Genomic DNA, 23945 nt, shown 5'->3' with positions numbered 1-23945 from the left:
AGCCCCGAGCGGGGGTGAGGGGAGGGGGAGAGGGGTCCCATGACTGGTCTCCTGTGAGCGGTTCGGGCCGGGGGTCGGCGGTGTCCGACATGGTCGACCGACAGCGATGTCGGTCTCGCGCTGGGTGACGCGCTGAGAGCGTCGCGCAGAGAGCACACGACAGCTCTGCCGCGACCCTCACTTGATAGTTGTAGACGCTCAACTGAGAGTGAGCGTAGTCATATACTCTCAACTGAGCAAGGGGCGGGCACAGATGTTCGTCGCGCGATGAGTGCGGAAGGAGTCGCCATGGGGTCCAGGGAGCCCTCCGGAACGGATGCTGGAGCGGGGGTTGCGGGTGGTGACGCTGCGGGCAGACGCCATCCATCCGACGGCGGCGCAGCCCGCGGTCGTGCGGCCGACGGCAGTGCGGTCGACGACCGCTCCCTCAAGGTCGCGCTGGCGACCGAGCACTATCTTGACGGCGTCTCCAAGGTGGAGCTCGCCCGCCGCCACGACCTCTCCCGATTCCAGGTCGCGCGCCTGCTCGACGAGGCCCGCGCGGAGGGCATCGTGCGCATTGAGGTCGTCGATCCGGTGGCCGCCGGGCGCGATCACGCCCCGCTCGCCGCGCAGCTCGGCATCTCCTCGGTCACCGTCGCCTCCGCTCGCCCGGGGGAGTCGATGCGCGCCGCGATCGCACGACAGGTCGCCGGCCTGCTGCCGCTGCACCTGCAGGAGGGCGGTCGCCTCGGCGTCGCCTGGTCCCGCACCCTGCTCCACCTCCCCGATTCCCTCGGGGTGCTGCCCCTGGCGGACATCGTCCAGCTGGTCGGGCCGCTCAGCGCCCCCGGCTACTCCACCGCACAGTCCTCCGCGCTGGTCCACTCCCTCGGCCGGCACACCGGCGGGCAGGTCTGGGCGCTGCCCACCCCGTTGATCGTCGACTCCCCGCAGGTCGCAGCCTCGCTGCGGTCGATGGAGGAGGTCCGTTCGGCCCTCGATGCGGCCGACGCGCTCGACGTCGCGATGGTGTCGATCGGGGCCTGGTCCGCCGGAGCCTCGACCCTGTGGGCACGGCTGCGGCCCGACGAGCAGCAGCGCGCACAGGACGCCGGGGTGGTCGCCGAGATCTGCGGAATCCTGCTGAACGGCAGCGGCGCGGTCTGGCACTCCACCATGGAGGATCGGGTGATCGGGGTCCGCGCCGACCAGCTGCGCCGGGCTCGCGTGATCGCGGCCGCACCGGCGGTCGGGCGACCCGAAGCCGTGATCGCCGCCGCACGCTCCGGGTTGGTCGACGACATCGTGCTCGCCCCGGAGCTCGCCGACCAGGTCGCCGCACTGCTCGACTGAGGGTGCGGGGTCGGGCATGGGTGTGGCTGCGGCTGCGGCCGCGACTGTGACGGCGGGTGCGGGTGCGGGTGCGGGTGCGGGCGCGGGTGCGGGTATGGACGCGGGTGGCGAGCGCGGGACCGGGGTCGCGACTGTGTGGCGAGAACCTGCCCCGGGACGGCGCACTCCCGGATCAGGTGAGCGATAGGTCTGCTCATTTGACGCCGGGGTGTGTATCGTCGGACTCCCACCGCACTCGCCGACGAAGGATGAGCCATGACCGCGCTGAACGCCTCCACCCTGTCCGAGATCGGCACTCGCGGCGAGGTCGCGGTGCCGAGCTATGCCCCTGACGAGCGACGCATCGGCATCGTCCACTTCGGCGTCGGCGGCTTCCATCGCGCGCACCAGGCCATGTACCTGGACCGGCTGATGAACGCCGGCCGGGACCGCGACTGGGCGCTCTGCGGCGTGGGCCTGCTGCCGGGCGACGCCCGGATGCGCGATGCGCTCACCGCCCAGGACGGGCTGTACACGCTGGTCACCAAGGCGCCCGACGGAGCCCGCGACCCTCGCATCGTCGGCTCCATCGCGAAGTACCTCTTCGCGCCCGACGATCCCGAGGCCGTGCTCGCCCAGATGACCGACCCGGCGGTGCGGATCGTCTCGCTGACCGTCACCGAGGGCGGCTACAACTACAACCCCTCCACCGGTCAGTTCCAGTACGAGACCGAGGCCGTCGCCGCGGACCTCTCCACCGGTTTCGCCGCCGTGGGCGCCGCCGCGGCGGGCCCGGACGGTGCGAACGGTCCGGACGGTGCGGACGTTGTGAACGGTCCGGACGGTGCGGACGTTGTGAACGGTGCGGACGGTGCGGATGGTGCCGGGGCGGATCCCGCGCACCCCGCCGGGCACCCTCGCACCATGTTCGGCTTCGTCGTCGAAGCGCTGCGCCGCCGCCGCGAGGCCGGCACCGCACCGTTCACCGTCATGTCCTGCGACAACGTGCGCGGCAACGGTGACCTCGCCAAGCGCATGATCCTCGCCTACGCACGCAGGCGCGACGAGAACGGCCTGCACGGCGACGCCCCGATCGCCGACTGGCTCGAGTCCGAGGTCGCCTTCCCCAACTGCATGGTCGACCGCATCACCCCGGTCACCGCGCCCGAGGACATCGAGATGATCGCCAGCGACTACGGCATCGAGGACGCCTGGCCCGTGGTCAGCGAGGACTTCGTGCAGTGGGTGCTCGAGGATCACTTCCCCGCCGGCCGCCCCGCCTACGAGGAGGTCGGCGTGCAGATGGTCGAGGACGTCGAACCGTACGAGCTGATGAAGCTGCGCCTGCTGAACTGCTCCCACCAGGCCATCGCCTACTTCGGCCTGCTGCTCGGGCAGACCTACGCCGACGAAGCCGCCGTCGACGAACACCTCGCGCCCTTCACCCGCACTCTCTACATGGATCACGAGGGCACGCCCGCCGTTCCCGAGGTGCCCGGCATCGACCTGGACGCCTACAAGGACGAGCTGATGGCCCGCTTCGCGAACCGCGAGGTCAAGGACACCCTGGCCCGCCTGGCCGCCGAGTCCTCCGACCGCATCCCCACCTGGCTGGTCCCCGTGATCCGGGAGAACCTCGAGGCTGGCCGGGACGTCACCGCCTCCGCCGCGATCGTCGCCTCCTGGGCGCGTTACGCCGAGGGCATGGGGGAGAACGGTGAGGAGTGGCCGGTGGTGGACCGCCTCCACGACCGCCTGATGGCTGCCGCAGCCCGGCACGATGAGGACCCGCTCGCCTTCCTCCGCGACGAGGAGCTGTTCGGCGACCTCGTCCAGCAGCAGGCATTCACGACGCCCTACCTCCACGCCCTCGAGACCCTCCACACCACCGGCGCCCGCGCCCTCCTTGCGGAGCTCGTCACCAGGACCTGAGGCACCCCCTCCCGTGCACCTTTCCCGCCGCGTGAGCGGGGCAAAGTGGGGCGATAGCTACCCTTATTCACCCCACTTTGCCCCGCTCACGTGGCAGTTCCCTCCGGGGAGGGCGATCCGCGCCACCGTCCTGATCACGTCGCTGGGCGACTCATCTGGCTGGGCGACTCATCTGGCCGGACGGCTCGCGCGATCCGGTGATGGCGAGATGATCGGGGCCGAGCGCGAGGCGGGTCGTCGCTGGCGTGGGGCGCGTGGTGCGCTGGAGTCGGCGGTGGGGCGCCAGCCATGCTTCAGGAGCGCTTCCCGCATCCGCTGCAGCCCACGGCGGCACCCGTTGTGGAGGTCGACAGCGACCGACTGCACCTCGATCCAGCCATGCGCTTCCCGGAGCTCCCGACGCCTGATGTCTTTCTCCTGCTGCTCCTTCGTGCGGTGGGACGGCCCGTCATGCTCGACGCACACCTTCCACTCGGGCCAGGCCAGGTCCGGTTCGCCGAGGTCAACCCCATCGGTGAACTGGCGAACGTTCAGCTCGGGGGTGGGGAGCTGTGCTCGGCCCGCGGCGAGGCGAAGAGTCGTCTCGGCGGCGGAATCGCTGCCGATTCGAATCAGCGTGAGCGCCTCTCTCAGACGTGGCCTGCCGGTGCCGGGGTAGGCGAGTGTGGCATCGATGAGCTGGGCGGGCGTGGCGTAGGGCTCAAGACGGTTCTCCGCCCAGGCGCGCGGGATCCGCACCAGGTGGTCGCCGATCTTCACGAGCTGGTCGAGGGAGACCTCCTGAGCGAGATCGAGCCAGGTGCGAATCCGACTGGTGACTCTCAGGTCCGAGATCGTGACGATCTCCTCAGCGCGCAAGCGTTGCCGATTCCAACGCAGGAGCTTCGTGTCGCGATGGACGAGATCGCCGGCAGTCAGATGGACGGGGGTGATCTGCGGAGCCGCGTCCCATCTCTGCAGTGCCTGCGTCAACGGGAAGCCCCAGTGCCGTGCTGCGCTCTGACCTCTCGCCACGACCAGGGGGTCGCTGCGGGTCATCGCGGTCAGGAGCGCGAGCTCCGTGAGGTCGACGTCCGTGCGGGCGTAGATCCCGTAGCCCAGCCGGCGGAGATCATTCGCCCTCAGCCGATCCACGCTCACCCCAGCCTGCTTCGCCTCCGCCGCCGTGAACACGGCATACGGCAGCGATGGTGGCAGCGGGTAGGGGAGTCGGGGCATGGGCACATGCTCCGCCGCGCGGAGGCTCCTCCACCCCGTCATCCACAACCCCGAGGTCACTGCTCTGCCCACCGATCCTCCCCATGGAGGAGTTCTCTTTTCGGTGATCCTGGCGTCGAGGGAGGGTCGGGCGTTGCCCGAGAGCAGCCCTCGCGCCAGTGGGGCCCGTCCCGTCGCGCCAGTGGGGCCCGTCCCGTCGCGCCAGTGGGGCCCGTCCCGTCGCACCAGCGGGGCCCGTCCCGTCGCACCAGCGGGGCAAAGTAGGGGGATAGCGGAATCTATCGCCCAACTTTGCCCCGCTGGCGAGGTGGAGGTGCCCGGCGATGAGGTGGAGGGCCCGCTGGCGGGGTGGGGGGGCCCCGAGGACAGCACTCGTGAGCAGTACCCGTGAGCGGCGGAGAGTACGCCTCTGCCTGGCCTGGCCTGATCACGCCACGCCCGGGGGGATGTTGTGCTGGTCACGGGGCTGAATCGCGCTGACCAGGGGGCCTGTCTCGCATGCCGAGGTCACTGTGGCCAGGACCAGGCATTTTCGTAGACTGGGCGGCGGCTGGTGCCCGCTCGCAGGGTGCCCGGAGCCGCGTCGGGCGAGTGAAAGCACTGCCCATCGGCGCGGCGGAACGGGAACATTTCTGCGGTACCGATCCAGCCCAGGGCCCGCCCACCAGCGGTCCCACTCAGGGCCCGCCCACCTAGGGCAGGCCCGTCCAAGGCCCGCCCCACGGCAGGCCCGTCCAGGGCCCGCCCACGGCTGGCCCACCGCACCACCCGCATCACCCCGCCTGTCCTCCACCGCGTAAGGAACCTGCCTCATGAGCCTGGTCGTCCAGAAATTCGGAGGATCCTCCGTCGCTGACGCCGACTCGATCAAGCGTGTCGCGAAGCGCATCTCCCTCTACGCGAAGGCCGGCCACAAGGTGGTCGTCGTGGTCTCCGCGATGGGGGACACCACCGATGAGCTGATCGACCTCGCCGAGCAGGTGGCCCCGAATCCGCCGCCGCGCGAGATGGACATGCTGATCACGGCGGGGGAGCGGATCTCGATGGCGGTGCTGTCGATGGCGCTGAACAACGTCGACGTCACCGCCCGCGCCTACACCGGCTCGCAGGCCGGGCTGATCACCGATGGTGATCACGGCAGGGCGCAGATCCGCGACGTCACTCCGGGCCGGATACAGGAGGCCGTGGATGAGGGTGCGGTCGCGATCGTCGCCGGCTTCCAGGGCGTCTCGCACGATTCCAAGGAGATCACCACGCTGGGTCGTGGTGGCTCTGACGTGACCGCGGTGGCGCTCGCCGCAGCGCTGAACGCCGACGTCTGCGAGATCTACTCGGACGTGGACGGCGTGTTCTCGGCCGATCCGCGGATCGCCCCGTCGGCACGCCGGGTGCCGCTGATCTCCAGCGAGGAGATGCTGGAGATGGCGGCCAACGGCTCGAAGATCCTGATGGCTCGCAGCGTCGAGTACGCGCGCCGCTACGGGGTGCCGCTGCATGTGCGCTCCTCGTACTCGGGCCGCGTGGGGACGATCGTCGCCGACGATCCCGAGCGCGAGATCCCCCTCGACCCCGACGTCACCCTCCGTACCGCGGATGTCGTTCGACGCGACGCCGCCGACCCGACCAAGGAGCTCCCGATGGACGATTTCGCAGCAACGGGCCTCGAGGCGCCGATCATCTCGGGCGTCGCCCACGACAGCAGCGAAGGCAAGATCACCGTGGTCGAGGTGCCGGACCTCCCGGGCCGCGCCGCGATGCTGTTCGACGTGGTCGCCAGCTCCGGCGCGAACATCGACATGATCGTGCAGAACTCCTCGACCGTGGATGACACGGTCGCGATCTCCCTGACGCTCCCGGAGGCGGATGCGCCTGCCGCGTTGAAGGCCATCGAAGATGCGCATGAGGCGATCGGCTACACCGAGGTCCGCTACAACGACCAGATCGGCAAGGTCAGCATCGTCGGCGCGGGGATGCGATCGCACCCGGGCGTCTCGGCGCGACTGTTCCGCTCGCTCGGCGAGGCCGGCATCAACATCGACATGATCTCCACCTCGGAGATCCGCATCTCCGTCGTCACCGAGCAGGCTCGGCTCGACGACGCGGTGCGCGTGATCCACACGGCGTTCGGCCTCGACGCCGAGCAGACCGAGGCCGTGGTCTACGGAGGGACCGGACGATGAACACCAGCACCAGCACGCTCGACTTCTCTCTCACCCCGGGCTATGCGGCCGACGGGCCCGTCATCGGCGTCGTCGGCGCCACGGGTCAGGTGGGCCGTGTGATGCTCACCCTGCTCGCCGACCGGGCGGTCAAGCACTCCGCGATCCGCGTGTTCGCGTCAGCCCGCAGCGCCGGCAAGACCGTCCAGTACGCCGGCCATGAGCTGACCGTCGAGAACGCCGAGACCGCGGACATCACCTCCGACGGCAACCGGCTCGACATCGCGATCTTCTCCGCCGGCGGCTCGACCTCCAAGGCCCTGGCCCCGCGTTACGCGGCGGCGGGCGCCACCGTGGTCGACAACTCCTCGGCCTACCGCCGTGATGACGAGGTGCCGCTGGTGGTCTCCGAGGTGAACCCGGAGGCGCTGGTGAACCCGCCGCGCGGGATCATCGCGAACCCGAACTGCACCACGATGGCCGCGATGCCCAGCCTGAAGGTTCTCCACGACGAGGCGGGCTTGGCCCGGCTGAAGGTCGCGACCTATCAAGCCGTCTCCGGCTCCGGGGTCGACGGTGTCGCGGAACTTGCTGGTCAGGTGCGCAAGGGCGTCGGCGACGTCGAGAAGCTCGCGATCGACGGCTCGGCCGTGGACCTCGGCCAGCCGAGCATCTACGCCAAGCCCATCGCCTTCAACGTGGTCGCGCTCGCCGGGAACCTGGTGGACGACGGCTCCGGGGAGACCGACGAGGAGCAGAAGCTGCGCCATGAGTCCCGGAAGATCCTGGGACTGCCGGATCTCCCGGTCGCGGGCACCTGCGTGCGAGTGCCGGTGATGAGCGGTCACGCGCTCGCGATCCACGTCGAGTTCGATCGGCCGCTGTCGGCGGAGCGCGCGCGTGAGCTGCTCGCCGCAGCACCCGGCGTCAATGTGGTCGAACTCCCGAATCCGCTCGAGGCAGCCGGTCAGGATGGCACGTTCGTGGGCCGTATCCGCCAGGATCAGTCGGTGCCCGAGGACAAGGGCCTCGTGCTGTTCGCGGTGGCGGATAATCTCCGTAAGGGCGCTGCCCTGAACGCCATCCAGATCGCGGAGCTGATCGCTGCGCGCTGACATGACCAAGGAGAGACGTCGATGACCCTCGCTGCCACCAATGGCCCTCCCGGAGTGGGTGCCGGACCGGCGCCTCTTTCCGCCATGTTCTCCGACCGTGCAGGTGAGGAAGCTGCGGGCGGCGGATCCCTGTACCTCAGTGTGGATCCGCTGGCCCGCGCCCTGCGCACCCTCGATTCGATCGCCGCCTCCGAGCTGGGCATCGGCGAGGATCTGCGCGCCGTGATCGGTGCTCCCGCGCGCACTCTCTCCCCACCGCCAGCTCCGAGCGGGAAGGGGACCGATTCTCTGGCCAAGTCTCCGAGCGAGGCGCCGGCAGCGGGCTCATCCCGCCGCGAGGCGATCCTCGACAGCGCGTCGGCCCTGTTCGCCGAGCGGGGCTATCACGGGGCGAGCCTGCGGGACATCTCGCGACGGGTGGGCATCTCGCATCCGGGGATGCTGCACCACTTCGCCTCGAAGGAGGTGCTGCTCGGGGCCGTGGTCGATCGCCTCGAAGCCAGTGCGCAGGGTCTGCTGGACTCGGTCGACGCGCTGCAGACCACTCCGCAGTCGCTGCTCGCGGCGCTGGCCGGCCCATGGGACCCGCGACAGCACTCGATGGCGCTGCTGGCCACGCTGTCGGCGGAGATCGTGAACCCGGATCATCCGGGCCGCTTCCGGATCGCCCGGCTGCGCCTGGTGCACGAGCAGGTGCTGGCGGGTCTGGCGGAGAACGGTCATCTGTTCGAGGGCGCGGATCCGAAGATGCTGGCGCGCACGATCGTCTCGCTGCTGCTGAGCCTCGCGGTGCGGGAGCATACGGTGCGGGAGCTGCAGAACCGGACCGCCGCGGACCCGATCCAGGACGTGCAGGCGTTCGTGCGCCGTTGCGTGGTCGACTGACCCGCCGCGGCTCCCACAGTGCCCGCGGTGCCTGCGGTGCCCGCAGCACCCGCAGCGCCTACAGCACCCACAGCGCTCGTAACTCCCGCCGCGCTCACGGCGCCGCATCAGGATGCTGAGCGGTAACGATCTTGGCGAGGCGTCGCCGCGGCGGGCGGCGGTCGGTAGACTCACAGGTTGTGATCGCCTTCGGAAGAAATCGATGAGACCTGGTGCGACGTCGGAGGACTCTGCCTCTGCCCAGGCAGCCCGCCGGGAACCCGCACCGGGAGACGATTCTGCCGTGCGTGAGGGCTTCGCCCAGACGAACGCCGGGGCTGCGGCGCTGGTGCCAGGAGGCCGCCCGGAGGAGCAGTCCGCAGCCGACGGAGCAGAGCCGTCCGCCCGGGCCGAACGACGCCGCCTGCAGCACTTGGCCGGTGTGACCGTGCTCGGCAGCGACGAGAAGACAGTGGGTCGCGTGCGCGACATCTACCAGCAGGACGCCAGCGGGGAGCTCGCCGCGATCACCGTGATGCCGCGTCAGCTGAGCTCTCGCAGTGTGCTGATCCCGTCGGCCGCGATCGCCGCCCTGCCCGCCGCACATCCCACTGCCGACGCCGCATCTGTTGACGCTGCCGAGCCCGCCGAGCCCGCCGAGCCCGCCGGCGCTGCCGAGCCCGCCCAGCCCGCCGGTGCTGCCAATCCTGCCGGTGATGCCGAGTCCGCAGATCCGCCTTCCGCGGAGGTGGTCCGACTGCGGATCGACGCGGCCACCGCCAAGGCGGGGCTGCGCCCACCCGACACCGGCCACGCCTCACCGACGACGCTGCGCGAGGCCGAGGTGGCAGTCGGTCTCGACACCGACGCCGCCGATGCCGACGAGGCGAGGGGCACCGACTCCGACTCAGCCGTCGCCTCCGACGCTGATCCCCGCCGCTCTGACTCCGCCACCCCCGATGCCGCCGACGCCCCCGGCACCCGCAAGGCGGCCGAGGACGCATGAGACTGCTGCTGCTCACCCACTACTACGCCCCGGAGTTCGGGGCGCCGCAGCGACGCTGGTCGGCGCTCGTGCAGCGATTCATCGCTGCTGGTCACCGCGTCACGGTCGCCGCTCCGGTGCCTCACTATCCGAGCGGACGCCCGACGCCCACGCAGCGCAGGATGCACCGGGTCGGTGCCATCGAGACCGGGCGGCACGGCGAGACGATCCTGCGCACCGCCTTCCTCCCGCATCGCGCGGACATCGCCTCCCGCACCGCTGATCACCTGATCGCGGCAGCGGATGCGCTGCGCCGGCTCCGGCACCGCTATTCCCGCCCCGGCACCCGACCCGACGTCATCATCGCCACCGCCCCGGCGATCCCCACCCTGATGGTGGGGCGCACGCTCGCGTCGCTGTGGGGTGTGCCCCTGGTGGTCGAGATGCGGGATGCGTGGCCGGATCTGGTCACCCACGTCGGCCCCGTCGGCGCGCTCAGTCCGGAGGCCGCGCACACCGTGCACACCAGCGCGCTGCGCCGCGCCCTGTCCTGGGCGGTGGCGCTGGCGAAGGGGGAGGTGCATGAGAAGGTGACCGGCTGGCAGAGCGGGGCCCGCGCCGTCGTCACCACCACCGGACGCTTCGCGGACGTCCTGCGGGAGCGCGGGGTGGGGGTGGTGCGCGTGGTGCGCAACGGCACCGACCTCTCCCTGGTCCGGCCGCAGCGCGACCATCTTCCCGGCGATCACCCGGAACTGCGGTGCCTGTACCTGGGGAACATGGGACGCTCCCAGGGCCTGGACACGGTGGTCCGCGCGGCTGCGGCGCTGCACGAGCAGGGCGTGGAGGTGCAGGTGCGGATGGTGGGGCACGGGGTCGAGGCGGCCGCCTTGGCGGCGCTGGCCTACGAGCTCGGCGCCCCGGTGGAGGTGATCCCCCGCATCCCGCACCGCGAGGTCGGAAACCAGTACGCCTGGGCGGACACCGTCATCGTGTCCCTGCGGGACTGGGCGCCGTTCGCCTGGACCGTCCCCTCCAAGCTCTACGAGATGCTCGCCACCGGCCGGCATATCACCGCGCTGCTGGATGGCGAGGCGGCCGACGTGGTCCGCGAGGCCGGCGCGGGGGATGTGCTCCCGCCGGAGGACGTCGAAGCGCTCACCGCGCTGTGGCGGGACCTCGCCGCGGATCGCTCCCGCGCCGGAGTGCGGGCCAGCGGCCGGGACTGGGTCGCTGAGCATGCGGACGATGACGTGCTCGCCCGCCGCTACCTCGAGATCCTGCACGGCGTCATCGCGGACTGATCCCGCCCCTCACCAGTTCCTGCGGTGCGGTCGGTCGGCAGGTGCAGCACCTGAGTGCGCTGTGCCGAGGCACGATTCACCTGCCGGAACAGCGCCTTCTGCCAGCGCGGCATGCTGCGGTGGGGCCTATTCGCTCTGCGTCTCTTCGCTCTGCGTCTCTTCGCTGAGCGCCTCACCGCCGAGCGCCTCACTGCGGGGTGCCTCACCGCCGAGCGCCGCGGCCCGGTACGCGGGCAGCACGACCTCGTCCCGCAGCGCCTGCCGCTGCTCTGCCGGGGCGAAGCCGTTCTCGAGCCCACAGAGGACAACCTGCTGGAGATCCTCCAGCGTCCAGTCGAAGGTCTGCGCGACCAGTGTCATCTCGCGGGAGGTGCTGGTGCGGCTCATCAGCCGGTTGTCGCTGCTGAGGGCGAGGGCGAAGCCGCGTGCGTGCAACGGTCCGGCGGCATGGGAGGGGAAATCCGCCGCCGCGCCGGTCTGCAGGTTCGAGCTGGGACACACCTCGAGACAGATCTGCTCACGGTGGACTCGCGCGGCGACCGGCCCCAGATCGTCGCCGACGATGTCCTCGAGCAGGCGCACCCCGTGGCCGATCCGCTCGGCCCCGCATTCCAGCGCGTCGGCGATCGAGGAGGGGGCGTCGGCCTCTCCGGCGTGAATCGTCACCCGCAGCCCCGACGCGCGTGCCTTCTCGAACTGGGCCCGGAAGCGGGAGGCGGGGAATCCGGCCTCGGGCCCGGCGAGGTCCAGCCCCAGCACCCCGGTGTCACGACGGGCGAGGGCGATCTCGACCAGATCGTCGGTGGGCTCGAGATGGCGCAGGTAGCACAGCAGCTGGCCCACGACGATCCGTCGGCCATCCTGCTCCGCCGCGGCGACACCCTCGTCGAGCCCGTCCTGGACGGCCTGAACTGCCTCATCCAGGGTGAGCCCGGCACCGGTGTGCTGATGCGGTGCCCAGCGGGTCTCGGCGTAGACCACGGAGTCGGCGACCATGTCCTCGACGAACTCGCGAGCGATGCGGCGCAGCTGAGGGGCCGTCTGCATCACGGCGAGGGTGCGGTCGAAGGTGGAGAGGTAGGCGGGCAGCGAGCCGGAATCGGCCGCAGCCTGGAACCAGTCGGCGACGGCCTGGGGAGCGGAGACTCCGGCGTCGTCCACGTCAGCTCCAGCGTCGCGCCCATCAGCCACGGCGTCGCGCCCATCAGCCACGGCGTCGCGCCCGTCGGCCCCGGCGTCGCGCCCGTCGGCCCCGGTGTCGACGCCGGGCACCTCGAGGCCCAGCTCGCGGCTCAGCTCGAGCACGGTCTCGGCGCGCAGGCCGCCGTCGAGATGATCGTGGAGGGCGATCTTCGGCAGAGCGCCGATGAGAGCGGGGGTGAGGTTCATCGACGCAGGATACGCGGGAGCTCCCGGCAAGCCCGAACCGTCGGGGCCTCCATCGCGGCCGCCGTGGTGACGGGCTAGATCCGGGGCCGTGGCGGAGCCGCTCGCTGCGGCCCCTGGTGACTTCCGGCCCCCACGGCCTGCGGGTCAGGCCCGGGGCTCGGTCGAGCCGTAAGTTCCGTGCGCTAAGGGGATCATTGGCGCACACAACCTACGGGTCGGTGCAGCGCAGGGATCGTTGGCGCACACAACCTACGGGTCGGCCGCTTCGGTGTGGGGCATCGACCCGCCGGTTCGCCGGGGAGCCCGGACCGGCCGCTTCGCTGTGCGGCATCGAACGAGACCTGCGCGGTCATCCCTCCCGGCGGGCGAGGGATGCTGGCTGCACGGCGAGAGCGTCGGCGTCTTCGCTCACGGGGTCGAGCAGTCGGAGCTCTGTCGGAGCCTCCTGAAGGTCGAGCGCGGGGCCCGAGGAGCCGATGATGGTCGTGGTGAACTGTCCGTTCGCTCCGGGCTCCGAAGTCAGGGCGCCACGCAGCAGGCGGCTGGGGAAGGGGCCGACGGTCACCTCGTCGGCGCCGCTGGTGCACGTGATCCAGGTGCTCCCGTCACGGGTGATGAAAGTGAGGGCGTCACCGTCGAGGTCAGTCATCTCGAAGCTGTTCATGGTTCTCCGTACTGCGGCCTAGGAGTGACGGCAGCCTCAGTGGCACCGTTCACCCCCTCCACGAGCGGCGCCCGGTTCTATGACGCGAAACGTGACGGACGCTACATCTCAGTTCGATACTGGTGAGTTGGGTCATGCTCGCGACATACTCGAATCTCCCCTGTGCGTGGAGTTCGCGGACGCGACGATTCCCGTGCCTCCCCGATCGCGTCGGCAGATCCTCCTTCGAGAAAGGCTCGGAGCATGACGCATCCCAGCCAGGGCGATGTCGCAGCGCAGCAGGATTCCATGACCGACGAGGAGCTGCTCGCCGCGGTGCGCGCGGGCGACACCGGCGCCTACGCCGCGCTCTACCGTCGTCACCTCGGGGCGGCGCTCGCGCAGGCGCGGCGCCTGGTCGGCTCGCATGACGGACAGGACGTGGCCCAGGAGGCGTTCCTCAAGGTCCTGCGGGCGATCACCGACGGAGGAGGGCCGCACGACAGGTTCGCCGCCTACCTGATGCGCGTGGTCCACAACGAGGCCGTCGATCGCCTGCGACGGACGCGGGAGGCCTCCGTCGACGATGTCGAGTCCGTCGAGGCCACCTACTCCTCAGCGTCGGCCGCGGTCACCGGAGGCGAGCAGCTGGATCGCGACCTGGTGCTCACGGCATTCAGTGCGCTTCCCCAGCAGTGGCAGCGGATCCTCTGGCTCACCGAGGTGGACGGGCTGGCGCCGCGCGAGGTGGCGCCGCAGCTGCGGCGGAGCCCGAATGCGGTCGCGCAGCTGTCCCGGCGGGCGCGTGAAGGACTGCGCACGGCCTGGCTGCAGGCCCACGTGGACGGGGCGACGGTGCGTCCGGCCTGCCGGCAGATCGCCGCGGACCTCGGCGGGTATGAGCGGGGGCAGCTGAGTGCCGCGCGCGCCGAGCGGACGTCCGCTCATCTCGCGGACTGTGTGCGCTGCTCCGTCGCGCTGCGTGACCTGCGGTCACTGTCGATGCGCATGCGCGGGGCCCTGCTGCCGCTCGTACTGGAATCTCCGGTGCTGCTGGAGGAGCTTGCCGAGGTGCTGCCACTCGCCGACCAGGGAGCCGCCCCTGGCGCGGTGCCCAAGGCGGCCAGTTCCGCAGAGGTGGCCGGAGCCGGGGAGGCTGGGGGCGCGGCCCATCGGCTGGCCTGGTGGAGGGCCGCCGCCGCAGGGGCCGGAGTGCCGGTGGCGGCGGGTGTGGCCGTGCTGGTGGCGGCAGCGGGACTCGTGCTCGTCGCCCAGCACCCAGGCAGCGATTTCACCGCGCTGACGCCTGCACGGGGGCTGGCCAGCCCCCACTCCGTGGAGCCCGAGCCGCTCGAGGCCGAGGACCCCGCCGCGACGCCCCCGCCGACGCTCCTGCCCGCGATCGAGGAGGAGGACGAGGCGGACGACGTGGCCCCGGAGGCCGGTGAGCCTGCTCCCGGCACGGGCGATGCGGCCGACGCCTCCCCGGTCCCGGCGGCGCCACCGGTCAGCGGCGCCGATCCCTCGCGTGCTGAGCCCGTGGCAACTTCTGACTCCTCCCCGACAGGGGACGCTCCGCCGACGGTGGAGGCTCCACCCGCAGCGGACGCCCTGCCGCCGGTGGAGGTCCCGCCCTCGGTGGAGACCCCGCCGACGGCGGACACCCCGCCCTCGGTGCAGATCCCGCCGACACAGGACCTCGTGCTCGCACCTGGTGGCGGGCAGGGTCCTGTCAACGGGTCGCCGTCGGAGATCGTGGGTGAGCCGTCCGGCAAGCCGGGCGCCCCCGAGGTCCCGGATCCGCCGCTCCTCGGGGGGACGTCCCCCGGTCCGCCGACGCCGCCTCCGCCCCCGGATCCGCCGCTGCTCGGTGGGGGAGCGCCGCCCTGGCTCCCCGTCGACCCCACGCCGACGCCCGAGGATCCCGAGGTGCCGCCGGAGGATCCGGAACCGCTGCCCGTCGACCCGGAACTGCCGCCGGAAGATCCCGAGGTGCCTCCGGAGGCTCCGGAGCCCGAGGCTCCCGATGCGGCACCCGAAGCTCCCGATGCGCAGCCGGATGCTCCTGCCCCACCCGTCGAGGAGCCGATGGGGGAGTAGGAGCCTTGGGTCTGGGTCTGGGTCTGGGTCTGGGTCTGGGTCTGGGTCCGGGTCCGGGTCGGTGTCAGGGTCGGAGACGAGGCCCCGGCTCCCGGCTCACCGGTCCGGAGGTCAGCCGGCCATCGCCGCCCGGTGCTTCGCGGCGAGCTCGACGTAGGTGCGGGCGTTCTGCCGCAGAGACTCGAGGGCCTCCTCGTCCAGTTCCCTGCGCACCTTCGCGGGCACGCCGGCGACCAGCGAGCCGGGCGGGATCTGCATGCCCTCGGTGACCACGGCGCCCGCGGCGACCAGGCTGCCGGCGCCGACCACGGCGCCGTTGAGCACCACGGCGCCCATGCCGATCAGGGAGTCGTCCTCGACGGTGCAGCCGTGCAGCACAGCCCGGTGGCCCACGGAGACGCCGGAGCCGACGACCGCGGGGAAGCCCTCGTCGGTGTGGATGACGCAGCCGTCCTGGATGTTGCTGCCGGGACCGATCGTGATCGAGTCCATGTCTCCGCGCAGCACGGAGCTGTAGAAGACGCTCGAGTTCTCACGGAGCGTCACCTTCCCGATCAGGGTGGCGTTCGGGGCCACCCATGCGGTCGCGGGCACCTGGGGCGCATCGCCCTCGAAGTCGATCGTGGTCACAGCGGGTACTCCTTCGTCCGACGGGTCTGTGTCTCTCATGATGCTGCGTGCTGGGCGTTCACAGTGCTCGCCACAGGCTCACAGTGCTCGCCATAGGCTGGCGACGGCCTGCCCGCCGCCGATGCACATGGTCGCCAGGCCCAGCTCGCGGTCGTTCACGCGCAGGTTCTCGATGGTGCGGGCGGAGATGATCGCGCCGGTCGCACCGATCGGGTGGCCCCAGGCGATCGCCCCACCGAGAGGGTTCACGAGCGCCGGGTCCAGGTCCAGGTCGCGCACGATCGGCACGGCCTGCGCGGCGAAGGCTTCGTTCAGCTCGATCCACCCCAGGTCCCTGTTCGCGAGCCCGTTGCGGGCCATGATCTTCTCGATCGCGGGCTTGGGGGCGTAGCCCATCACCTGGGGGTCGATGCCGACCTTGGTGAAGTCCACGAGCTCCGCGAGTGGGGTCAGGCCGCGCTCCGCAGCGACCGAGGCGCGGGTGAGGACCATCGCGGCGCTGGCGTCGTTGATGCCCGAGGCGTTGCCGGCGGTGACGGTGCCGTTCTCGCGCTGGAAGACGGTGCGCATCGCGGCGAGCTTCTCGAGGGTCACCTCGCGGGGGTGCTCGTCGGTGTCGACCACGGTGTCTCCGCGCCTGCCGCTGATGGTCACCGGGGTGATCTCCGCGGCGACGGCCCCGGCCTGCTGGGCGGCCTGGGCACGGCGCTGGGACTCCAGTGCGTACTCGTCCTGCTCCTGCCGGGTGACGTGATAGCGGGCGGCGACGTTCTCGGCGGTCACGCCCATCGGCACCTCGTCGAAGGGGTCGGTGATCAGCGCCGAGGTGCCGTCCATCAGCACCCGGTCCCCGAGCGTGTAGCCCTGGCGGGCGGAGTAGTCCAGGAACGGCTGGGCGGACATGTTCTCCGTCCCGCCGGCGACCACGATGTCACTCTCGCCGACCATCAGCTCGGCGGCGCCGAGCGCGATGGCCTGCATGCCGGAGCCGCACAGCCGGTTCACAGTCATCGCGGTGGAGGTGACGGCGGCGCCCGCCTCGATCGCGACGCGGCGGGAGATGTACGCGTCCCGTCCGGTGGAGCCGACGCAGCCGATCACCCACTCGTCGACCTCGTCGGCCGCGACGCCGGCGCGTGTGAGCGCAGCTTTCGCGGCGGTCGCGCCGAGGATGTGGGCGGGCACGCCCGCGAGGGACTTCCCGAAGGAGCCGACGGGGGTGCGGGCGTAGCCGAGGACGACGATCGGGTCATCGCTGGAGCGCATGGAGGGACCTTTCACGATGCCGGGGTGAGGGAGACGGTGAAGTCGGGCTCGGTGAGGGAGCGGACCTCGTCCTCGGTGACGCCGGAGGCGAGCTGGGTGAGCACCAGCCCGTTCTCGGTGACGTCGAAGACGGCGAGCTCGGTGATGATCCGATTCACCACGCCCACGCCGGTCAGCGGCAGGGAGCATTCGTGCTTGATCTTCGCGGAGCCGTCCTTGGCGGCGTGCTGCATCATCACCACCACCCGCTTCGCACCGGCGACCAGGTCCATCGCCCCGCCCATGCCTTTGACGAGCTTGCCGGGGATCTGCCAGTTGGCGATGTCGCCGGTGCCGGTGACCTGCATGGCGCCGAGGATCGCGGTACCCATCTTGCCGCCGCGGATCATCCCGAAGCTGGTCGCGGAGTCGAAGATCGTCGCGCCCTTCAGCAGGGTGATGGTCTGCTTGCCGGCGTTGATGAGGTCAGGATCCTCCTCGCCCTCATAGGGCCAGGGCCCCATGCCCATCACACCGTTCTCGGACTGCAGGGTGATGTTCACACCGGCAGGAAGGTTGTTGGCGACCAGGGTCGGCATGCCGATGCCGAGGTTCACGTACTCGCCGTCGCGCAGCTCGGCAGCGGCGATCGCGGCCATCTCATCACGGGTCCAGGCCATCTCAGGCCACCTCCTGCGTCTCGGTACGGGGGGCGTCGGTTCTGGGCACCTCCGGGCGGGGACGCACGGTGCGCTGTTCGATGTCCTTCTCGGCGGTGGCCTGCATCAGGTGATGCACGTAGACGCCGGGGGTGTGGATGTCGTCAGGGTCGATCCCGCCGGGGGCGACGAGGTGCTCCGCCTCGGCGAAGGTGACCTCCCCGCACATCGCGGCCAGCGGGTTGAAGTTGCGGGCGGTGAGGCGGTAGCGGAGGTTGCCGTAGTGATCCGCGGTGTGGGCGTGGACCAGGGCGAGGTCCGCGTTGATCGCGCGCTCGAGCACATAGGTGCGGCCGTCGAACTCGGCCGTCGGCTTGCCCTCCGCGATCGGGGTGCCGTACCCGGTGGGGGTGTAGAAGGCGGGGATCCCGGAGCCGCCGGCGCGCATCCGCTCGGCGAGAGTGCCCTGGGGGACGAACTCCACCTCGAGCTGCCCGTCGATGTACTGCTGCATGAACAGCTTGTTCTCCCCGACATAGCTGGAGAGCACCTTGGCGATCTGCCCGTTCTCCAGCAGCAGGCCCAGGCCCTTGCCGTCCACCCCGAGGTTGTTCGAGGCGATGGTGAGGCCGGTGACCCCGCTGTCGCGCACGATCGTGATCAGATCGGTGGGGATCCCGCACAGGCCGAAGCCTCCCACCGCGATGGTCATGTCGTCGCGCAGCACCGCTGTGAGCTGGGCTGCTGCGTCGTCCGAGACCTTGGACATCGCTGTCCCTCCTGTCGGCTGGTATCAGCCCTCACGGCCACCGGCGGCGATGCCGGCGGGCGAAGGGCAGGGTGACCTCGAGCCTAGACCCGGCAGGGTGAGCTCCGCCTCGGATCTGGGGACAGCGCCGGCCGACGGTGGTTGTGCGGATCTACAACCAATGGTCGCGGACGTGGCGCTGGCGCTGGTGCCGGGGCCCGGTACTGGAGCGGGTCGGTGAGGACAGCGACCGGCTGGTCGGCAGGGGTGTCCTGGTGCTCGTGGGCAGGAGCACTGGGCGTCCGCGGCACCAGGGCTGGCCGCACACCGGGTGATCTGCCAGGGTAGGACGCATGTCGGAGACGCAGAACTCGCCACAGGGCCCCGCGCCGGATCCTGCCGCCGGGGCCACGGTGCTGCTGGTCGCCGACCCCGGCCTGCCCACGCACCGGGCGAGGTCGATCGAGGACTCCCTGCAGCAGCACCTCGATGAGGTGTACCACCCGCCGATCCGCCTTCAGGTGCGCACCTCTATGCTCCGGCTGCGCCCGGATGGGACGCTGGACCTGTCCGAGGTGCTGGAGCAGGCGCGGTCCTCCGGCGACCCGGACGCCGTGCTGCTGCTGACGGAGATCCCGCGTCTGCGTGACGGCAGGCCGCTGGTCGCCGAGATCTTCCCCGAGCACAACATCGCGGTGATCTCCTGCCCTACGCTCGGGGTGCTCACCACGCGGCGCCGCATCCTCGATGCGTTGATGCGCTGCACCCTGCGCATGGCGCCGACGTCAGAATCGCTTGATGCCGCGCGCTATGCCCGGCGCTGGGCGCAGTGGGAGGAGCTGACGGGCCCTGACGATCACCAGCTGCTGCTGGGATCGCGGGTGATCGGGGGAGCGCGCACCGTGGCCGGGATGGTGGCCGGCAACGAACCCCTCCGCACCGCCCCGAAGCTCTCCAGCGCCCTCGCCGCGGCCGCCGCGACCGGGGCCTTCGGCATTTTCTACAGCTCGATCTGGTCGATGTCGATGCACCTGACCACCCAGCGGCTGCTGCTGATCGGGATCCTCGCGATCGGCGCGATCACGGCCTGGCTCATCGTCGGCAACCGCCTGTGGGACGCACCCAGATACGAGCGGCTGGCTCGCGTGGTGCTGCTGTACAACCTCTCGACAGTGCTCACGCTGCTGATGATCGTCGCGCTGCTGTACGTGTGCCTGGTGGTGCTGATCTTCACCAGCGCGCTCATCGTCATCGCTCCGGACTATCTCGCCGAGGTCATCGGCCGCGAGCCCGTCCTGGCGCGGTATCTGGACATCGCGTGGCTGAGCGCGGCGATGGGCGTGGTCGCCGGCGCGCTGGGCTCGAGCTTCGACAAGGACACCGATATGCGCAGTCTCACCCACGGCCAGCGGGAGAGGCAGCGCAGGTTCACCGAGGAAGAGGTGGGGCAGTGAGCGGACCGGTCCCGACGCGGACGCTGTGGGTGGGCTGCGGGCGCCTTGGCGGGCGCACCGGCGCTGCCCTGCTGGAGGCGGGGGGAGAGGTGCTCGCGCTGCGCCGAGATCCGGGCGCCGTGCCGAGCGGCTTCCGCGCGCTGGCCGCGGACCTCTCCTCACCCCTGGAGGGGGCCCTGCCCGCCTGCGAGGCGATGGTCATCACCCTGCCCCCGCCGGAGGGGGCCGACGGGTACGAGACCCCGCTGCGCCACCTGGCCGCCGCCCTGCCCCACCGGCCCGCCCGGACCGTGTTCGTCTCCTCCACCAGGGTGTTCGAGGGGTACGCGAACCGTGCCGATCCGGCCCCGGTGCTCACCGAGGAGGATGCCCCGCAGCCGCTCGGCGACCGGGCCCAGAGCCTCCTGAACGGGGAGCGCCTAGCTAGGGAGCTCTTCGACGCGATCGTGGTGCGCCCCGCCGGGATCTACGGCCCGGGCCGGGATCGGCTGCTGCGCGCGGTGCGCGAGGGACGCCCCGTCGACCACCGCCGACGCACGAACCGCATCCACGAGGAGGACCTCGCACGCGTGCTCCTCGCCCTGCTGGCGCATCCGGAACCGCCGGTGCTGCTGCACGCGGTCGACGGCGCGCCCGCGCGCCTCGGCGAGGTGGTCACCCACCTCGCCTTCCGGCTCGGCCTGCCGGTCCCGCCCGCCGCCGACCCCGATTCCGGCCACGGGACCGTGCTGAGCGGGGCGCGGATGAGGGAGCTGCTCGGAGAGCTCCGGCATCCGGACTTCCGCTCCGGGTACGACGCGATGCTCGTGTGACTCCGATCAGCGACCGAAGAGGCGGGTGAAGAACCCGGGGCGCTTCGTCGAAGCGAGGATCGACGCCGACGCTCGGCTGCGCTAGCCGAGCTCCTCGTCGATCTGGGCGTGCGAGGGCCGGCGCCGGTTCCGCGCCCCCGGGGCGCCGAGGACGCGCACGTCCGCGAGGGGCGTCCAGCCGAGGTGCTCATAGAGCTCGACGCCCCGTCCAGTCGCCACGAGCAGGCCCGTGTCGACATCGTGCTCATGGGCGATCGCCAGGAGCGTGCGGGTGACGAAGGTGCCCAGACCCCGCCGGCGATGCGTGCTGGCGGTGTAGATCCGGTCGAGCACGGCGCAGCCGTCGACCACCGCCATGCGTCCTCGGGTGACGACACGGCCCGCCTGGATGACGGTGAGGAGCGTCCAGCCGTCGAACGTCTCGCGGGCGACCGTGCAGGAGTCCGGCACGATCGGGGCCTCGACGTCCTGCAGCTCCATATCGGTGACCATGAGTCTCTCCTGATCGCTGATCAGTTCGAGATCGCCGGTCTCTCCGAGGGCCGGCGGCGCCTCGCCGACCTCGGAGATGAGGGTCAGCAGGTGACCCGGATTCCCCGCGACAGAGGAGGTCGCCCTGCGCAGCTCGTCCTCGCTCCAGCGGAACAGGACGGTCTCCGAATCCCCGTGCTCGGTGCGCGGACCGACGGTGTGCGAGGTGCCCTCATGGACCACCTCGTACTCCCGGGTGCGGGCCCATCCGTCCACCCAGGTGCGCACCGTCGCCGCGGTGAGCTCGTCATGCATGGCTGTCACTCCTTCGCTCGCCGTGGGAAGGTCGGTGCTGCCCGGGCCCCGGCATCGTGGGATGCCGGGGCCCGGCAGCAGGGGGAGCCTCAGGTCGCGGTGGACTCGATCTGCGCGGGTGGGCTGTCAGCGGTGACCTCGATCTTGCGAGGCTTGGCCTTCTCGCTGAGCGGGATCCTCACGCTGAGCACACCGTTGCTGTAGCTCGCGGAGATCCGCTCGGTGTCCAGGCCCTGTCCGAGGCTGAGCTGGCGCAGGAAGGTCCCGCCCGTGCGTTCGCGCGTGATCCACTGCGCGCCCTCGTCCTTCGGAAGGGTCCGCTCCGCACGGATCGTCAGGAGCTGACCGTCCACGTCGACGTCAACCGAACCGGGATCGATACCCGGCAGATCGGCCGCGAGGACGTAGTGATCGCCGGCGCGGTAGAGATCCATCGGCATCTGCCGCGGTCCCCGACGTCCAGCATCGAGAAAAGTGCCCGCGAATCGCTCCATCTCTCGGAACGGATCGGTGGTGGCCATTGCTTCTCCTCTCTGATGTGACCCCCGGTCGTCCGGTGGTCGCCGAACCTTGAGTCCCTCCGACTCAAGTACGAGCAGATTAGCACTCTCCGGGCGAGAGTGCCAGAGTTCGGGAACGGCCTCGCGGCGGCGCGGAGCCGGTTCGCCGGGGTGCCCGGCCGCCGAGGAGAAGGCATCGTTCCAGGGTCCCGAGGTCCAGCGCTCAGGGTCTCGTGCCTCGCGCGGGGCGGATCAGCGGGGGCGGATCCAAGGAGAGCCTCTCAGCGTCCATCGGCGCAGCCCTTCGCCCGAGCGGCCGATGGCCCTCGTGGGTGAGCCGGGGGTGAAAAGACGCGGTTCGGCGGCGCACGGAGCGCGCGGGCGCGATTCCTCCTCAAGACTGACTTCACCGCACTGCTGCCCGCCTGCCCGTTTACGGCATCCGGCAGCACGCCCGTCTGCGGGGCTCTGTCCCCGCTCTTCTTTGGAGAAGTTCTGTGACCCCCGTGGAACCCATCACCGCCCACCGGTTCGGTGCGGCGCCCGAGCGCATGCTGCCGCTCGACGTCGCCGAGCTCACCGATCCCGATGGTGACGCTCTCACTCTCACCACGGACGCCGGGGGCATCTGGTTCACCTGCACGACGGACGGGGACGAAGTCACCGTCGGCCCGTTCCCCGCCGACTCGCTGAGAGATGCGCTGAAGGTGCTCGGTGCCTACACCCGCGCCGCGTAGCGGCACGTCACCGCACGCGCGGCAGCGCGGAGCGACCGCCCCCGGCACGACGCGACAGCAATCGTCGTGCGTCCCCACCGCTGCGCGCCTCGGCTCAGGACGGAACGACCTCCGCGAGGGACTGCTGGGAAGCGCTCGGCGCCCGGGTGAGGGGGAGCAGGGCGAGGCCAAGCAGCGCCGGGAGGGCCAGCAGCGTGTACATCCCGGTGTAAGGGTCCGCCGCTCCCCAGCTCGTGCTCAGCGTGAGCAGTGCGGCAGCGGCCAGCGGCGCGATCAGCCCCGCGAGGCTCCCGGCGGCGCCCACCAGCCCGAGCCCGAAGCCCGCTGCGGACGCCGGCAGCAGGGCGTAGGCCAGGGAGCGGGTGGCGGTCATGCCCAGCCCGATCGCGAGTCCCGCCACGGCCGTGGCGACATGGAAGACCAGCAGCGTCGGGGCGAGGGCGCGGCCCAGCATCGCGGCGGCGAGCAGCACCAGCGCGACACCGAGCACCGGTGTCATCCGCGTGTTGCGCCACCGTGAGGAGGTGAGCAGCATGGAGCCGGCCACCACCCCCACGACTCCGGTGAAGGTGGTCAGCGAGGTGGCGCGCACGGCCGCGCCCTCGGCGAGGGACCAGCGGGAGAGGAACAGGTACAGCGCGAAGGCGAGGCCGGCCGAGAGCTGCAGCGAGAACAGGAAGCGCATCGCGAGCACGGTGAGGAACGGCGCGGTGGAGATGTCCGATGACTTGACTGCTCGGAGCCATCGCCGGGGCGTGCGCGGGACCGCAGGAAGCCGCGCCGTGAGTGGCGGATCTGGCACCCGCAGCGCGAGCGGCACGATCACCGCCAGGGCCGCGACGGGGGCCACCAGCAGCATCGCGCGGACGTTCTCGGCCAGCAGGGCCGCCACGAGGAGCCCCGGGGCGGTGCCGAGGAAGGCGGCGGCGGAGAAGATACCGGCGGCGCGGGTGCGGTCTGTGGGGGCGAGGCCTTCGGCGAGCAGGCCGTTGATCGCGGCGAACACGGCGTTGTACCCGGCCTGGGTGAGCATCCACGTCGCTGCCAGGGTCAGCGGGTCGGGCGCCCAGGCCATGGCGGCGCTGCCGAGCAGTCCCACCACCGAGCCTCCGAGCAACCAGGGGCGTCGCCTGCCCAGGCGGCTCATCGTCCGATCGGCCAGCAGGCCGCACAGCGGCGCCGCGATCATCGCGGTGAGCGCGGCGGCCGCATCGATGAGCGCGTACACGTCGGGCGCGGAGTCGTCGCCGACCATGCGCCGCACCAGCAGGGATACGGCCACCACCGCGGGGGCGGTGAGGGCGCCGAGCGCGGCGCACTGCATCGCGGCCAGCAGCAGGATCCGGGTCAT

21 protein-coding genes are annotated in these 23945 nt (G+C 71.2%); 11 read left to right on the top strand and 10 right to left on the bottom strand.

Going from position 1 to position 23945, the window contains the following annotated elements:
* Positions 1 to 288 precede the first annotated feature (288 nt).
* Both ACT3SQ_RS10150 and ACT3SQ_RS10145 read left to right on the top strand, forming a co-directional pair.
* Positions 289 to 1335: a sugar-binding transcriptional regulator gene (locus tag ACT3SQ_RS10150; protein ID WP_345075479.1), complete on the top strand. Its 1047-nt coding sequence runs from the start codon at positions 289 to 291 to the stop codon at positions 1333 to 1335.
* 255 nt (positions 1336 to 1590) lie between these two features.
* Positions 1591 to 3246, top strand: a complete 1656-nt coding sequence (locus tag ACT3SQ_RS10145; protein WP_441445299.1) for a mannitol dehydrogenase family protein — start codon at positions 1591 to 1593, stop codon at positions 3244 to 3246.
* 168 nt (positions 3247 to 3414) lie between these two features.
* On the opposite strand, the gene ACT3SQ_RS10140 is transcribed toward ACT3SQ_RS10145, so the two are convergent.
* A complete protein-coding gene (locus ACT3SQ_RS10140; RefSeq protein ID WP_442331956.1) occupies positions 3415 to 4464 on the bottom strand; it encodes a hypothetical protein in 1050 nt (349 codons plus the stop codon).
* A gap of 812 nt (positions 4465 to 5276) precedes the next feature.
* Here ACT3SQ_RS10140 and ACT3SQ_RS10135 point away from each other — a divergent pair.
* From ACT3SQ_RS10135 to ACT3SQ_RS10115, 5 genes are all read left to right on the top strand, one after another.
* Positions 5277 to 6644 carry an aspartate kinase gene (locus ACT3SQ_RS10135; protein ID WP_441445297.1) on the top strand — a complete coding sequence of 456 codons (1368 nt, stop codon included), beginning with the start codon at positions 5277 to 5279 and terminating at the stop codon, positions 6642 to 6644.
* A complete protein-coding gene (locus tag ACT3SQ_RS10130) occupies positions 6641 to 7738 on the top strand; it encodes an aspartate-semialdehyde dehydrogenase (RefSeq protein WP_444601108.1) in 1098 nt (365 codons plus the stop codon). The genes ACT3SQ_RS10135 and ACT3SQ_RS10130 overlap by 4 nt, the downstream gene beginning before the upstream one ends.
* 21 nt (positions 7739 to 7759) lie before the next feature.
* The gene (locus ACT3SQ_RS10125; RefSeq protein ID WP_444599661.1) at positions 7760 to 8623 is read left to right on the top strand and encodes a TetR/AcrR family transcriptional regulator; all 864 of its coding nucleotides are present in this window, start codon (positions 7760 to 7762) and stop codon (positions 8621 to 8623) included.
* A 283-nt stretch (positions 8624 to 8906) separates the two neighbouring features.
* Positions 8907 to 9608, top strand: a complete 702-nt coding sequence (locus tag ACT3SQ_RS10120) for a hypothetical protein (protein ID WP_444599662.1) — start codon at positions 8907 to 8909, stop codon at positions 9606 to 9608.
* Positions 9605 to 10891 carry a glycosyltransferase family 4 protein gene (locus tag ACT3SQ_RS10115; RefSeq protein ID WP_444601107.1) on the top strand — a complete coding sequence of 429 codons (1287 nt, stop codon included), beginning with the start codon at positions 9605 to 9607 and terminating at the stop codon, positions 10889 to 10891. Before ACT3SQ_RS10120 ends, ACT3SQ_RS10115 begins: the two co-directional genes overlap by 4 nt.
* 126 nt (positions 10892 to 11017) lie before the next feature.
* On the opposite strand, the gene ACT3SQ_RS10110 is transcribed toward ACT3SQ_RS10115, so the two are convergent.
* The gene (locus ACT3SQ_RS10110) at positions 11018 to 12280 is read right to left on the bottom strand and encodes an adenosine deaminase family protein (protein ID WP_444601106.1); all 1263 of its coding nucleotides are present in this window, start codon (positions 12278 to 12280) and stop codon (positions 11018 to 11020) included.
* 349 nt (positions 12281 to 12629) lie between these two features.
* Positions 12630 to 12944 (bottom strand): hypothetical protein, encoded by a 315-nt coding sequence (locus ACT3SQ_RS10105; protein WP_444601105.1) that lies wholly within the window; start codon positions 12942 to 12944, stop codon positions 12630 to 12632.
* Between the two features lie 243 nt (positions 12945 to 13187).
* Between ACT3SQ_RS10105 and ACT3SQ_RS10100 the strand changes: the two genes are divergently transcribed.
* A complete protein-coding gene (locus tag ACT3SQ_RS10100) occupies positions 13188 to 15023 on the top strand; it encodes a sigma-70 family RNA polymerase sigma factor (protein ID WP_444601104.1) in 1836 nt (611 codons plus the stop codon).
* Positions 15024 to 15134: 111 nt separating this feature from the next.
* On the opposite strand, the gene ACT3SQ_RS10095 is transcribed toward ACT3SQ_RS10100, so the two are convergent.
* Genes ACT3SQ_RS10095 through ACT3SQ_RS10080 form a run of 4 tightly spaced genes read right to left on the bottom strand, consistent with a single transcriptional unit; the run spans position 15135 to position 18326 of the window.
* Positions 15135 to 15692 (bottom strand): gamma carbonic anhydrase family protein, encoded by a 558-nt coding sequence (locus ACT3SQ_RS10095; protein ID WP_442332738.1) that lies wholly within the window; start codon positions 15690 to 15692, stop codon positions 15135 to 15137.
* 39 nt (positions 15693 to 15731) lie between these two features.
* Positions 15732 to 16919 (bottom strand): thiolase family protein, encoded by a 1188-nt coding sequence (locus ACT3SQ_RS10090; RefSeq protein ID WP_442332739.1) that lies wholly within the window; start codon positions 16917 to 16919, stop codon positions 15732 to 15734.
* 11 nt (positions 16920 to 16930) lie between these two features.
* A complete protein-coding gene (locus ACT3SQ_RS10085) occupies positions 16931 to 17578 on the bottom strand; it encodes a CoA transferase subunit B (RefSeq protein WP_442332740.1) in 648 nt (215 codons plus the stop codon).
* A gap of 1 nt (position 17579) precedes the next feature.
* The gene (locus tag ACT3SQ_RS10080; RefSeq protein WP_444601103.1) at positions 17580 to 18326 is read right to left on the bottom strand and encodes a CoA transferase subunit A; all 747 of its coding nucleotides are present in this window, start codon (positions 18324 to 18326) and stop codon (positions 17580 to 17582) included.
* A 332-nt stretch (positions 18327 to 18658) separates the two neighbouring features.
* Between ACT3SQ_RS10080 and ACT3SQ_RS10075 the strand changes: the two genes are divergently transcribed.
* Entirely contained in the window at positions 18659 to 19759 is a 1101-nt protein-coding gene (locus ACT3SQ_RS10075; RefSeq protein WP_444601102.1) for a hypothetical protein, read from the top strand.
* Positions 19756 to 20571: a sugar nucleotide-binding protein gene (locus ACT3SQ_RS10070; protein WP_444601101.1), complete on the top strand. Its 816-nt coding sequence runs from the start codon at positions 19756 to 19758 to the stop codon at positions 20569 to 20571. The genes ACT3SQ_RS10075 and ACT3SQ_RS10070 overlap by 4 nt, the downstream gene beginning before the upstream one ends.
* An 81-nt stretch (positions 20572 to 20652) precedes the next feature.
* Here ACT3SQ_RS10070 and ACT3SQ_RS10065 read toward each other — a convergent pair whose 3' ends face one another.
* Both ACT3SQ_RS10065 and ACT3SQ_RS10060 read right to left on the bottom strand, forming a co-directional pair.
* Positions 20653 to 21357: a GNAT family N-acetyltransferase gene (locus ACT3SQ_RS10065; RefSeq protein ID WP_444601100.1), complete on the bottom strand. Its 705-nt coding sequence runs from the start codon at positions 21355 to 21357 to the stop codon at positions 20653 to 20655.
* Positions 21358 to 21446: 89 nt separating this feature from the next.
* Positions 21447 to 21878: an Hsp20/alpha crystallin family protein gene (locus ACT3SQ_RS10060; RefSeq protein WP_345075458.1), complete on the bottom strand. Its 432-nt coding sequence runs from the start codon at positions 21876 to 21878 to the stop codon at positions 21447 to 21449.
* A gap of 476 nt (positions 21879 to 22354) precedes the next feature.
* Here ACT3SQ_RS10060 and ACT3SQ_RS10055 point away from each other — a divergent pair, with 476 nt between their 5' ends.
* Positions 22355 to 22594 (top strand): hypothetical protein, encoded by a 240-nt coding sequence (locus ACT3SQ_RS10055; RefSeq protein ID WP_444601099.1) that lies wholly within the window; start codon positions 22355 to 22357, stop codon positions 22592 to 22594.
* 94 nt (positions 22595 to 22688) lie between these two features.
* Here ACT3SQ_RS10055 and ACT3SQ_RS10050 read toward each other — a convergent pair whose 3' ends face one another.
* Positions 22689 to 23945, bottom strand: a complete 1257-nt coding sequence (locus ACT3SQ_RS10050) for an MFS transporter (protein ID WP_444601098.1) — start codon at positions 23943 to 23945, stop codon at positions 22689 to 22691.

Source organism: Brachybacterium sp. AOP42-C2-15, from assembly GCF_052377065.1.
Classification (GTDB): domain Bacteria; phylum Actinomycetota; class Actinomycetes; order Actinomycetales; family Dermabacteraceae; genus Brachybacterium.
This window is presented reverse-complemented; position numbering and strand designations above follow the sequence as displayed.

Bases quoted from the DNA above. Each gene is read 5' to 3' on its own strand.
- ACT3SQ_RS10115 (WP_444601107.1), top strand. From the start codon at position 9,605: ATGAGACTGCTGCTGCTCACCCACTACTACGCCCCGGAGTTCGGGGCG.
- ACT3SQ_RS10080 (WP_444601103.1), bottom strand. From the start codon at position 18,326: ATGTCCAAGGTCTCGGACGACGCAGCAGCCCAGCTCACAGCGGTGCTG.
- ACT3SQ_RS10090 (WP_442332739.1), bottom strand. From the start codon at position 16,919: ATGCGCTCCAGCGATGACCCGATCGTCGTCCTCGGCTACGCCCGCACC.
- ACT3SQ_RS10145 (WP_441445299.1), top strand. From the start codon at position 1,591: ATGACCGCGCTGAACGCCTCCACCCTGTCCGAGATCGGCACTCGCGGC.
- ACT3SQ_RS10140 (WP_442331956.1), bottom strand. From the start codon at position 4,464: ATGCCCCGACTCCCCTACCCGCTGCCACCATCGCTGCCGTATGCCGTG.
- ACT3SQ_RS10150 (WP_345075479.1), top strand. From the start codon at position 289: ATGGGGTCCAGGGAGCCCTCCGGAACGGATGCTGGAGCGGGGGTTGCG.
- ACT3SQ_RS10085 (WP_442332740.1), bottom strand. From the start codon at position 17,578: ATGGCCTGGACCCGTGATGAGATGGCCGCGATCGCCGCTGCCGAGCTG.
- ACT3SQ_RS10130 (WP_444601108.1), top strand. From the start codon at position 6,641: ATGAACACCAGCACCAGCACGCTCGACTTCTCTCTCACCCCGGGCTAT.
- ACT3SQ_RS10110 (WP_444601106.1), bottom strand. From the start codon at position 12,280: ATGAACCTCACCCCCGCTCTCATCGGCGCTCTGCCGAAGATCGCCCTC.
- ACT3SQ_RS10105 (WP_444601105.1), bottom strand. From the start codon at position 12,944: ATGAACAGCTTCGAGATGACTGACCTCGACGGTGACGCCCTCACTTTC.
- ACT3SQ_RS10125 (WP_444599661.1), top strand. From the start codon at position 7,760: ATGACCCTCGCTGCCACCAATGGCCCTCCCGGAGTGGGTGCCGGACCG.
- ACT3SQ_RS10050 (WP_444601098.1), bottom strand. From the start codon at position 23,945: ATGACCCGGATCCTGCTGCTGGCCGCGATGCAGTGCGCCGCGCTCGGC.
- ACT3SQ_RS10135 (WP_441445297.1), top strand. From the start codon at position 5,277: ATGAGCCTGGTCGTCCAGAAATTCGGAGGATCCTCCGTCGCTGACGCC.
- ACT3SQ_RS10095 (WP_442332738.1), bottom strand. From the start codon at position 15,692: ATGAGAGACACAGACCCGTCGGACGAAGGAGTACCCGCTGTGACCACG.
- ACT3SQ_RS10100 (WP_444601104.1), top strand. From the start codon at position 13,188: ATGACGCATCCCAGCCAGGGCGATGTCGCAGCGCAGCAGGATTCCATG.
- ACT3SQ_RS10065 (WP_444601100.1), bottom strand. From the start codon at position 21,357: ATGCATGACGAGCTCACCGCGGCGACGGTGCGCACCTGGGTGGACGGA.
- ACT3SQ_RS10060 (WP_345075458.1), bottom strand. From the start codon at position 21,878: ATGGCCACCACCGATCCGTTCCGAGAGATGGAGCGATTCGCGGGCACT.
- ACT3SQ_RS10075 (WP_444601102.1), top strand. From the start codon at position 18,659: ATGTCGGAGACGCAGAACTCGCCACAGGGCCCCGCGCCGGATCCTGCC.